This is a genomic window from Mycobacterium sp. 852002-30065_SCH5024008, from assembly GCF_001665645.1.
GTDB classification, from domain to species: Bacteria; Actinomycetota; Actinomycetes; order Mycobacteriales; family Mycobacteriaceae; genus Mycobacterium; species Mycobacterium paraffinicum.
On sequence record NZ_LZSZ01000084.1, the window covers coordinates 116,150 to 127,391 of the forward strand.

Genomic DNA, 11,242 nt, shown 5'->3' on the forward strand with positions numbered 1-11,242 from the left:
CCCTCGTCGGTCGCCTACTGTGTTGTGCGTGGAGTCGACGTGACCACCGGAGTCATCGAGCGCTACCTGGACTGCCTGGCCGCACACGACTGGGACGGCCTTGCCACGACGATCGCCGACGAAGGCCTGACTCGCGAGGGCCCGTTCTGCGACGTCGTCGAGGGCAAGCAGCACTACGTCGCCTACCTGCGTAAGGTCCTCACCAACTTGGCCGGTCATCGGCTGGACGTGCATCGGGTTTCGCACGTGAACACCCGCCTGTCCTACGTGGAGCTGACCGAGGCGTTCGAGATCGACGGCGTCACCAAGCGGTGGCCGGAATGCATTCTGTTCGAGCGGGGCGACGACGGGCTGATCTCGCGCGTCAGTGTGTTCTTCAAGCAGCCCGGAGCGCAGTGAATCGTGAGGGTGGCGGGGAAACTATTCCCTCGCTCGCGGAATTGACCTAGCGTGTGATGGGTGGAATCAAACGGAAGCCCGGAATTGGTGCCCGTCGAAACATTGCACTCAGGTGATCCCATCATGGATTGCGGTCAGCGGTACATAGTCCTCGAATCGAAGGCGGTCGGCGACAGCTGCGTGGTCCTCGAGCTCGAGTCCAGGGTGGACCACCAGCTGCAGGTCATCGAGAAGTCGTTCCCGGCCGGGTACCACGTCAACAGGGCGAACCACCGAATTTTATAGCGAATTTATTCAGCCGAATATTGCGCGAGTAGCCGGTGGACGGCTACCGCGCATTCGCGTTATTCGGGCCTGAAACGCGAATTGCGGTCTGCCGGATTTAGCCGCCGCGCGCCGGCCGCGGGTCGTTGGGATTGTCCGGATCGGGATCCCCGAACCACCGCGACGGCGCGCGCTCCCCGTATGCGTCGTGCCATTCCCACCACTCGTACGGCGCGGTTTGCGGGTAGCCGTCCGGCGAATCCTCCCAGTTCTCCTGGCGCCCGAGCGCGGTCATGTCGAGGTAACTCCAGGTGTTGCCCATCACCTCGTCGCCGCGGTTGTTGATGAAATAGGTCCGGAACACGCGGTCACCGTCATGGATGAACGCGTTGGTGCCGTGCCATTCGTCCACGCCGAAGTCGGCATCGAAATCGTCGGTGAGCGTGTACCACGGCATGTGCCAACCCATCCGCGCCTTCAACCGCGCGATGTCGGCCTGCGGTGCCCGCGACGCGAACACCAGGCTGGTGTCACGAGCGTTCAGATGGGCGAGGTGCCCCACGTGGTCGGCCATCATCGAGCAGCCGCGGCAGGCATGGTCGGGCCAGCCGTCCACGCCCGGCTCGAAGAATGCGCGGTACACGATCAGCTGACGCCGGCCCCCGAAGAGGCCCAGCAGGCTGACCCGGCCCTCGGGCCCCTCGAACGCGTAGTCCTTGTCGACCGCCAGCCAGGGCATCCGCCGGCGGGCCGCCGCCAGGGCGTCGTGGGCCCGCAGCACTTCCTTCTCCTTCACCAGCAATTGTTCGCGTGCGGCCGCCCAGTCCCGCGCCGACACGATGGGGGGTGTGTTCATGACGTTGTCCTCCTTGGGGTTTCGAGGGTCTCAGGCCACTGCCGACATGCCGGTCGACGTGAGCAGATACGCGTCCCCGCCGCCACGGCCATCGGTGGCGATCGAAAGGACGGATTCGCCCACCTGTTCCGCGCTGAGCGCGGGTCCGCCGGCCCGCACGAACGACTCGACGTCGACCCCTTGCCGTTCGGCGTACGCCGCGACGGCTTTGGCGCCGAGGTCGGTGGCCGGGGTCAACCGCGGCAGGACGGAGACGAAGCGGATCCCCAGGCCGGCCCGCTCCGATTCGACCGCGGCGTAGCCGGCGATGAACCTGACTGTGGCCTTCGCGCCCGCGTAGCCCCCGCTCAGCGGTGACCCGGCCACGGCGGCGCCGCTGGACACGGCGATCACCGAACTGCCCGGCGCGAGCGGCCGTCGCAGCGCGTAGCGGATCCAGTGAAACGCTTGCGCGACATCCACATTCCAGTTCTCGCTGAAGCTGTGCCAGCTCTGGTCCTGCAGTGGGCTCATCTGCGGCGTCGCCCCGGCGCACAGGACCAGTGTGCGCGGCCGGTACTCGTCGATGAGCCGCTGCGGCGTTGCCGGGTCGGCGGCGTCGGCGACCACCGGGAGGAAGCCGCCGCCCAGCTCGTCGCGCACCTCGTCGAGACCGGATCCGTTGCGCGCGACGCCGACCACCTCGGCGCCGGCCACCGCCAGGGCGCCGGCGATGGCGCGGCCGAATCCGCGGCTCGCCCCGGTCACGATCGCCGTGGTGCCGGCCAGCCCATGGGTTATCAGTGGCTCGTTCATGTTCTTCCTCGCTCTCATGGAATGTGCGTCCACTAGTTGAGAGACGTCGCCGCACCGAAATTCATCGCCCGCGGACCGATGAATTTCCCCGGTCCGCCGTCTCTGTACTGGAGTAGCGTTCGGTCGCAGCCGAGACAGGAGAAGCCATGCCGGCGAAAGAGGACTTCATCGCGCAGGCGGCGCCGTTTCGGGCCGAGCTGATCGCGCACTGTTACCGCATGCTCGGGTCGGTGCACGACGCCGAGGACCTCGTGCAGGAGACCTATCTCAACGGCTGGCGCGGCTACCAGGCGTTCGAGGAACGCGCTGCGCTGCGAACGTGGCTGTACCGGATCGCGACGACCGCCTGCCTGCGGGCGCTGCAGAACCGCGCCCGCCGCGTGCTGCCGGCCGGGTTGGGTGACGGATCGACCGACCCGGACGCCAGCCTCGACGCGGTCGGTGGTGGGCACGAGTGGCTGGAGCCCATTCCCGACTCGCTGATGTTCACGCCGGAGGACAACGTCACCGCGCGGGAAAGCCTGCGGCTGGCCGTCATGACGGCCCTGCAGGAGCTCCCGGCCCGCCAGCGAGCGGTGCTCATCCTGCGCGACGTCGTGCAGTTCAGTGCCGCCGAGGTTGCCCAGCTGCTCGAAACGACACCGGCCGCCGTCAACAGCTCGCTGCAACGGGCGCGGGCCCGGCTCGCCGAGCTCTCCCCTACCGAGGAAAGCCTGTCCGAACCCGACGATGCCGAGCGCCGTGACCTGCTCGACCGCTATTGCGCGGCATTCGAAAACGCGGACATGGCCACCCTCACCGCGTTGCTGCAGGCGGATGTGAAGCTCGAAATGCCGCCTCTCCCTGTGTGGTTCGCCGGGCGCGACGCGGTGCTGCGGTTCCTGGCCGCGCGCGCTTTCGCCAAGGCCGGTGATATCGCGATGATCCCGACGGCCGCGAACGCGCAACCCGCGGTCGCCGAGTACCGCCGCGGTCCCGACGGGACGATGCGGGCCCATTCCATTCACGTCCTCGCCGCGGACGCCGCCGGCATCGCCACCATCACCGTCTTCCTGGACCCCGGCCTGTTCAGCAGGTTTGGTTTTCCGGCGAGCCGGTAACCTGTCCGCAGGGGAAGCGACTGCACCACCGGTCACCGAAGGAAGGCACGACCCACCGGCGTCACCGCTGTCGTCGCAAGTCCACCGTTGCAAATGTGGACAGGCCCCCAACCCCCCAGGATCATTAGGCGCGGTAGAGGTAATCGAAGGGTGACCGAGTGAGGATTCCGGGCGTTGCCAGCGTCGTCGCCGGCATGACCGACGGGGCCGCGCAGGTGGTGCGCGCCGGCGTGTCCACCGCGGCCGGGGCCGCGGGCGCTCTGCAGGCGTTGACCAACCCGGTCGCCGAACTCGCGGTCCCGGTTGTGCAGTCGATGGCCCAGACGACGGGCCGGGCCGTCGGATTGACCGGTTCCACCAACGGTTCCGGGCCCAGCGTCACCCCGCCGGTCCGGTGGCAGAGCGGGCGGCGCGTGCATCTGGACCTGGACCCGTTGCTGCCGTTCCCGGGCTGGCACGAGCACGCGCCGGCAGTCGAGGAGCCGGTCCGCCGGATTCCGGGCGTGGCCTCGGCCCACGTCGAGGGCGCCCTCGGCCGGTTGGTGGTCGAATTCGAGCACGAACCCGATAGCGATGCCGTGCTGGACCGGGTGCGCGAAACGATCTGCCGCGTCGCGGCGGACTTGACCCTCGTCGCCCCCAAGGAGGCACCCCGGACCGCGCCGTTCGCCGACCCCGGAAATCCGTTGGCGATCCTGGTCCCGTTCAGCGCGGCGGCCATGGACGTGGCAGCCATCGGAGCCGCGGTGACCGGCTGGCTGGGCCGCCTCCCCGTCGCACCGCGAAGCGCACGCGCCGCCGCCGCGCTGCTGAATCATCAGCCGCGGGTGGTTGCCGTGCTGGAGTCGCGGCTGGGTCGCGTCGGCACCGACATCGCCCTCAGCGCGTCGACCGCACTGGCCAACGGGCTGACGCAGGCGGTCGGCACACCGCTGCTGGACCTGGCACAACGAAGCTTGCAGGTCTCCGAGGCCGCGGCGCACCGCCAGCGCTGGCGGGACCGCGAACCGGAGCTGGCCTCACCCAACCGGCCGCAGGCCCCGGTCGTTCCGATCATCTCCTCGGCCGGCCCCAAATCGCAAGCGCCCCGGCATAATTGGGCCGCGGCCGCGGCGGGGGAGGCTTCCCACGTGGTGGTGGGCGGGGCCATCGATGCCGCCATCGACACCGCGAAGGGCTCGATGGCCGGGCCGGTGGAGGAGTACGCCGCCCAGGCCGCCAACGCCTCGCTTGTGGCCGCGGCCGGTGCGCTGCTGGCCGGCGGCGGCACCGAGGACGCGGCCGGCGCGCTGCTGGCCGGCGTGCCCCGGGCCGCACACACGGGCCGGCAGTCGTTCGCCGCCGTTCTGGGCCGCGGACTGGCCAACGCCGGGCAGCTGTTTCTCGACCCGGGCGCCTTGCGGCGGCTGGACCGGGTCAAGGTGGTCGTGGTCGACGGCGCCGCACTGCGTGGCGACAACCGCGCCGTGCTGCAGGCGCGCGGCGACGTACCCGGGTGGGACGAGGACCGCGTCTACGAGGTCGCCGACGCGCTGCTGCACGGTGAGGAAGCCCCCGAACCGGACCCGGACGAGTTGCCCGCCACCGGCGCCCGGCTGCGGTGGGCCCGGGCGCAAGGGTCGTCCGCGACGCCGGCGCAGGGCCTCGAACATGCCGATCTCGTGGTCGACGGCGAGCGCGTCGGCAGCGTCGACGTCGGGTGGGAGGTCGACCCGTTCGCCATCCCGCTGCTGCAGATCGCGCACCGGACGGGCGCCCGGGTGGTGTTACGCAACGTCGCCGGCACCGAGGACCTGACCGCCAGCGTCGCCGTGAGCCACCCGCCGGGCACGCCGCTGCTGCAGTTGGTACGCGACCTGCGCACGGATCGCGGACCCGTGCTGCTCATCACCGCGCTGCACCGCGACTTCGCGTCCACCGACACGTTGGCCGCGCTGGCCATCGCCGACGTCGGGGTGGCGCTGGACGACCCACAGGCGGCGACGCCGTGGACGGCGGACATCATCACCGGCACGGACCTCGCCGCAGCGGTGCGCATCCTGTCGGCGCTGCCGGTGGCCCGGGAGGCGACCGAGTCCGCGGTGCGCCTCGCGAAGGGCGGCAGCACGCTCGCGGGCCTGCTGCTGGTCACCGGCGACCCGCGCACGCTGAGCCCCTTCGCCGTGCAGCGCTGGCTCAACCCGGTCAACGCCGCCGCGGCGGCCGCGCTGATGCAGGGCACCTTCGCGGCCTCCCGGGTGCTTCGGCTCCCCGACCCGACACCACAGCCGCTGACCGCCTGGCACGCCCTCGATCCGGAGATCGTCTATTCCCGGCTGGCCAGCCGCACACGGCCCCTGGCCGTCGAACCCGGCGCCGCGCCCTGGCGACAACTCCTCGACGACCTGTCCTACAACCCGCTGGTCGCTCCGCTGCGCGGGCCGGCCAGCCGGGTGGGGCGGCTGCTGACCGCGACGCGGGCCGAGTTGTCGGATCCGCTGACGCCCATCCTGGCCGTGGGGGCGGCGGCCTCGGCGATCGTCGGCAGCAGCGTCGACGCACTGCTGGTGGCGGGCGTGATGACCGCCAACGCCGTCGCCGGCGGGGTGCAACGGTTGAGGGCCGAGGCGGCCGTCGCCGAGCTGTTCGCCGAGCAGGATCAATACGCGCGGCGCGTGGTGCTCCCCGCGGTGGCCACGGCGCACCGCCGGCTGGAGGCGGCCCGCACCGTCGAACGGACGGTCTCGGTGAACGCAAAGTCGCTGCGCCCCGGCGACATCATCGACCTGGCCGCCCCCGAGGTGGTCCCGGCGGACGCCCGCCTGCTGGTCGCCGAGGACCTCGAAGTCGACGAGTCCTTCCTGACGGGCGAATCGCTGCCGGTGGACAAGCAGGTCGAGCCCGTGGCCGTCGCCGACTCCGACCGCGCCAGCATGCTGTTCGAGGGCAGCACCATCGTCGCCGGGCACGCCCGCGCGATCGTCGTGGCGACGGGTGCGGGCACCGCCGCGCAGCGCGCGATTTCGGCGATCGCCGAGGTCGAGTCCGCGGCCGGGGTGCAGGCCCGACTGCGCGAGTTGACCAGCAAGGTCCTGCCGCTGACCCTGGCCGGCGGCGCGACGGTGACCGCGTTGGCGCTGCTGCATCAAGGAACGTTGCGTCAGGCGGTCGCCGACGGCGTGGCCATCGCCGTGGCCGCCGTCCCCGAGGGCCTGCCGTTGGTGGCCACCCTGGCCCAGCTGGCCGCCGCGCAGCGATTGTCGCGGCGCGGGGCCCTGGTCCGCACGCCGCGGGCGGTCGAGGCGCTGGGCCGGGTCGAGACGGTGTGTTTCGACAAGACCGGCACGCTCACCGAGAACCGCCTGCGCGTCGTCCGCGGTGTCCCGCACGGGGCCGGCGCGGACGCTCCTTTCCCCGACGTGACCGACCCGGCGTCCGCCGCGGTGGTGCGGGCCGCCGCGCGCAGCAGCACGCAGCCCCACAATGGGGGCGGCCACGCGCACGCGACCGACGAGGCGATCCTCACGGCAGCGAATTCCATTGACCGCCAGTGGGACTCGGATTGGACCGTGATCGCGGACGTACCGTTCGAATCCAGCCGCGGTTACTCCGCCGCGATCGGCACGGCGGGCGGCAACGGCGGGCCGATGCTCATGGTCAAGGGCGCGCCGGAAGAAGTGCTTCCGCGCTGCCGCTTCGCCGATGCGGACGCCGACCTCGACCGCGCCGAGTCGTTGGTGTTGCGCCTTGCCGAGCAGGGCCTGCGGGTGCTGGCGGTGGCTCAGCGCCCGTGGGAGCACGGCACCGGCGAGGAGGACACCGACGCCGACGCCGTGGACGCCGCCGCGCACGACCTCGAGTTGATCGGCTACGTCGGTTTGGCGGACACCGCGCGGGCGTCGGCGCGGCCACTGATCGAGGCGCTGGTGGAAGCCGGCCGGCGGGTGGTGCTGATCACCGGCGACCACCCCGTGACCGCGCGGGCGATCGCCCGGCAACTGGGCCTGCCGGCGGACGCGCGCGAGATGACGGGCGCCGAACTCGTCGCGTTCGGCGAGGAGGATCGCGCCAAGGTCGCCGCCGACGTCCAGGTCTTCGCCCGCGTCAGCCCCGAGCAGAAGGTGCAGATCGTCGCGGCGCTACAGGACAGCGGTCAGGCGGTCGCGATGGTCGGCGACGGGGCCAACGACGCGGCCGCGATCCGGATGGCCGATGTGGGCATCGGCGTGAGCGGTCGCGGCTCGTCCGCCGCGCGCGGGGCCGCCGACATCGTGCTGACCGACAACGATCTCGGCGTGCTGCTCGACGCGCTGGTCGAGGGGCGCGGGATGTGGGGTGGCGTACGGGACGCGGTGGGCATCCTGGTCGGCGGCAACGTCGGCGAGGTGCTGTTCACCCTCATCGGCACCGCCCTGGGCACCGGCCGGGCGCCGGTGGGCACCCGCCAGCTGCTGCTGGTGAACCTGCTCACCGACATGTTCCCCGCGCTTGCGGTCGCCGTCACCCCACAGTTCTCCGAACCGGAGGAGGCCGAGGAAGGGGTCGACCGCGACGCCGAGGAATTGCACCGCGCCTTCCAGTTGGCCACGCTGTCCGGGCCCCCGCCCTCCCTCGACGCGCCGCTGATGCGGCAGATCGTCACCCGAGGCGCCATCACGGCCGCGGGTGCGACGGCGGCCTGGGCCATCGGTCGCTGGACACCGGGCACCGAACGCCGCACGTCGACAATGGGGCTGACCGCGCTGGTGACCACGCAGCTCGCGCAGACCCTGTTGACGCGCCGCCACAGCCCGCTGGTGCTGGGCACGGCGCTGGGGAGCGCGGGTGTGCTGGTCGCCATCGTCCAAACCCCCGGCGTCAGCCACTTTTTCGGTTGCACGCCGCTGGGCCCGGTCGCCTGGACCGGCGTCATCAGCGCCACCGCGGGCACCACCGTCGTCTCGGTGCTGGCACCCAACTGGCTGGCCAAGCAGGTCGCCGCCCTGGAACCCAAGCAGCAGTGAGGCTTTCGCCGCGCGCCTAGCCGGACAGCTCCCTGCGCACGACCTTGCCCGCCGGATTGCGCGGGATGCTGGTGACCACGTTGATGTCTCGGGGCTGCTCGAATCGCGAGACTTTGCCCTTGAGGTACTCCCGCAACGCCGCCTCATCGGTGTCACTGTCCGGGTGCAGGACCACGAACGCGGCCAGTCGATGACCGAACTTCTCGTCGGGAACACCGATGACCGCGTTGTCGGCGATCGCCGGATGCTGGGCGAGGGCGTTTTCGACCGCGCGCGGATAAACGTTCTCCCCGCCGGAGATGATCATGTCGTCTTCGCGGCCGACGATGTACAGGCGGCCCGCGTTGTCGAGGTACCCCATGTCGCCGGTGCTGGTCATGCCGTCGACGACGGCCTTAGCGCCGGGCTTGTCGCCACCGCCGGTATAACCCTCGCTGGCCAGCTCGCCGCCCACGAAGATGCGGCCGGTGACGCGCGCACCGACCGGCTTGCCGTTCTTGTCGAGGATGCGCACCGGGCAGCCGGCGACCGGTTTCCCGACGGTCTCGGGCGCTTCGCGCAGCTCCGCGGGGGTGGCCAGCGCGCCGATGCCGACCTCGGTGGAGCCGTAGCCGTTGTAGAGGATATCGCCGTAGGCGTCCATGAACCGCTGCCCCAGGGTGGGATCGAGCCGGTCCCCACTCGACATCACGACCCGCAGGTAGGGCACGGGGTTGCGGGCGCGCACCCGCTCGGGCAGCGCGAGGATGCGCGCGAGCACTACCGGCACCGCCGTGAACGCGTCGGCGCGATGCAGCGACGCCTGCGCGAGCGCGGCTTCAGCGTCGAAGTTGCGGTGGGTGAGCACCGTGCCGCCCAGGGCCACGGTGAGCATCAGCATGCCCAGCCCCAGCCCGTGAAACATGGGCATCACCACCGAGATTCGCGACCCGGTGCGCAGGCCGGTGCGATCGAGGATCGTCACCCAAACGCCCACCGCGGAACGCAGCTGCGGTGAGCGCGGCACCCCTTTGGGCGTGCCGGTGGTGCCCGACGTCAGCAGAATGATCCGGCCCGGCGTGGCCACGTCGGGCCGCGGCTCACCCTCCTGAGCGGTGATCGTCGCCGGGTCGATCACGACGACCGATCCGTCGGCGGCCAGGGCACGCTCGCCGAATTCGGCGTCGGCGACCATCGTGGTGATCCGGTGACCGCTCATCGCGGAGGCCAGGGCGTCGCTGCGAAAGTCCGTATTGACGAGGACCACGTCGGCGCCCACCAGCGCGGCGCCGAATACGCCGGCGATGAAACCGCGGCCGTTGCGGCACATGATGCCCACCGCGTCGCCGGGTCCGACCCCCTCCCGCGACAACCTGCGTGCCAGCGATTCGGTCGCCGACTGCAGCTGCCGGTAATCCCAGACGCCGTCGTCGTCGACGATCGCGGCCCGGTTGGGCCATCGAATCGCGGTCACCGCCAGCAGGGTGTACGGGTTGGTGCCGCCCCGGCGCGCCGCCCGGATCAGCCGCAGGGCTGCCAGCGGCGACGGCGGAGCGAGCAGTCGCGACCGCACCAGCGCCCGGGCCGCGGTGCCGACCACGCCCTCGTGGCTCATCGCCGGGCCTCGCCGTTGCTGGAATCCGAGAAGAACCGCCGGTACCACAGCCGGGCCGCGCGTTCGGCCGGCCCGGCCAGCAGCACCGAGGCCAACTCGGCCGGCAACACCCACGGCGGCTCGTTGCTGCGGGGCCGCTCGATGATCGCTTTGGCGATCGCGTCGGCGGCCTGGTCGGCCGACAACCCGGGGAGCCGGCCCAGGATGGGCGTTGGTTCGATCATCCGGGTCCGGACCAGGGCGAAGTAGACGGAGGTGACCTCCACACCGTCGGCGTGCAGTTCCGGGGCAACGCTGCGCAGCCACCGGTCGAAAGCCCCCTTCGACGCCTGGTAGGCGCCCCACTGCGGCCCCGGCACGACGCGCACGCCGACACTTGAGACGTTCACAATGTGCCCGCGCCCGCTTTCGCGCATGGCCGGCAGGAGTCCCAGCAGCAGCCGGATGGGCCCGAGATAGTTGATGTCGATGGTGCGCTGAAAATCGTGCGGCCGGTCGTATTGGTGATGCAGCGAGCGGCGCAACGACTTGCCGGCGTTGCTCACCAGGATGTCGATCGCGCCGTGCTGCTCGGTGATCTCCTTCGTCAGCGCGCTGACGGCCGCCTCGTCGGTGAGGTCGGTCGGGTATGCGATCGCGCGACCGCCGGCGGCGTTGATCGACGCCGCCAGGTCGTCGAGCCGTTCCTCGGACCGGGCGACCACCAGCGCGGTGGCCCCCGCGGCGGCCAGCCTGCGCGCGGTCGCCTCGCCGATGCCGTATGAGGCGCCGGTGACCAGCGCGGTCTTGCCGGCGACGGCGCGGCGCAGCTTGTCGGCATCCGACACTCGGGCCGGATTGGCCACGTGGTCCGTGACCTTATTGAGGGCCTGCACTATCACGTTCAACTTTGCCGCCGCATTCACTCGGGCCGCGTGTCGAGCGGCGGCGGATGGCTTCACCGTGCGCCCGACTCGTCACAGTTAGCAGACCACATCGCGATCCGGGCCCGCGCCCCGCCCCGGCGTTGTCGCTCCGGGCGGGACCGGCGCCGGATCACCGGCCGCCGCGGCGCCGGATGGGGCGCCCGCGCAAGCGATCTCAGCCCGCAAACCGCAAGGAAACCGGGGTTGTGTGAATTCGCAGTAATTTCCATGCTTTCACCTGTTTAGGCGAGGGGTCGATTGGGCACAATTGCGGCATGATCGCACGTCAAATAGCCCGTTTTGTAGGTCCAGCAGTAGTTGCCGCGTCCGGCCTCGGCGCGTCGGCC

The 11,242-nt window shown here is 71.1% G+C and carries 7 protein-coding genes and 1 pseudogene; 4 read left to right on the forward strand and 4 right to left on the reverse strand.

The features are described from left to right. Positions 1-39: 39 nt before the first annotated feature. On the forward strand, positions 40-399 hold the full coding sequence (locus A5781_RS11140) for a nuclear transport factor 2 family protein (protein ID WP_231990690.1): 360 nt from the start codon (positions 40-42) through the stop codon (positions 397-399). A gap of 60 nt (positions 400-459) precedes the next feature. Beyond that, positions 460-684, forward strand: a complete 225-nt coding sequence (locus A5781_RS11145; RefSeq protein WP_007167137.1) for a hypothetical protein — start codon at positions 460-462, stop codon at positions 682-684. Between the two features lie 97 nt (positions 685-781). Here A5781_RS11145 and A5781_RS11150 read toward each other — a convergent pair whose 3' ends face one another. Then, positions 782-1,519 carry a DUF899 domain-containing protein gene (locus A5781_RS11150; RefSeq protein WP_067204971.1) on the reverse strand — a complete coding sequence of 246 codons (738 nt, stop codon included), beginning with the start codon at positions 1,517-1,519 and terminating at the stop codon, positions 782-784. Between the two features lie 30 nt (positions 1,520-1,549). Further along, positions 1,550-2,314 (reverse strand): SDR family NAD(P)-dependent oxidoreductase, encoded by a 765-nt coding sequence (locus tag A5781_RS11155; RefSeq protein WP_067204975.1) that lies wholly within the window; start codon positions 2,312-2,314, stop codon positions 1,550-1,552. A 119-nt stretch (positions 2,315-2,433) separates the two neighbouring features. Between A5781_RS11155 and A5781_RS11160 the strand changes: the two are divergent. Together A5781_RS11160 and A5781_RS11165 are read left to right on the forward strand one after the other, a co-directional pair. Continuing rightward, positions 2,434-3,414, forward strand: a pseudogene (locus A5781_RS11160) (sigma-70 family RNA polymerase sigma factor); the annotation flags it as partial. Between the two features lie 158 nt (positions 3,415-3,572). Further along, positions 3,573-8,396, forward strand: a complete 4,824-nt coding sequence (locus tag A5781_RS11165) for an HAD-IC family P-type ATPase (RefSeq protein WP_067204981.1) — start codon at positions 3,573-3,575, stop codon at positions 8,394-8,396. A 16-nt stretch (positions 8,397-8,412) separates the two neighbouring features. On the opposite strand, the gene A5781_RS11170 is transcribed toward A5781_RS11165, so the two are convergent. After that, entirely contained in the window at positions 8,413-9,990 is a 1,578-nt protein-coding gene (locus A5781_RS11170; RefSeq protein ID WP_067204985.1) for an AMP-binding protein, read from the reverse strand. Further along, positions 9,987-10,877 (reverse strand): SDR family NAD(P)-dependent oxidoreductase, encoded by an 891-nt coding sequence (locus A5781_RS11175; RefSeq protein WP_067205056.1) that lies wholly within the window; start codon positions 10,875-10,877, stop codon positions 9,987-9,989. Before A5781_RS11175 ends, A5781_RS11170 begins: the two co-directional genes overlap by 4 nt. Positions 10,878-11,242: the final 365 nt, after the last annotated feature.

Excerpts from the sequence above, each read along its gene's own strand:
- A5781_RS11170 (WP_067204985.1), bottom strand. The coding sequence starts at position 9,990 with ATGAGCCACGAGGGCGTGGTCGGCACCGCGGCCCGGGCGCTGGTGCGG.
- A5781_RS11155 (WP_067204975.1), bottom strand. The coding sequence starts at position 2,314 with ATGAACGAGCCACTGATAACCCATGGGCTGGCCGGCACCACGGCGATC.
- A5781_RS11150 (WP_067204971.1), bottom strand. The coding sequence starts at position 1,519 with ATGAACACACCCCCCATCGTGTCGGCGCGGGACTGGGCGGCCGCACGC.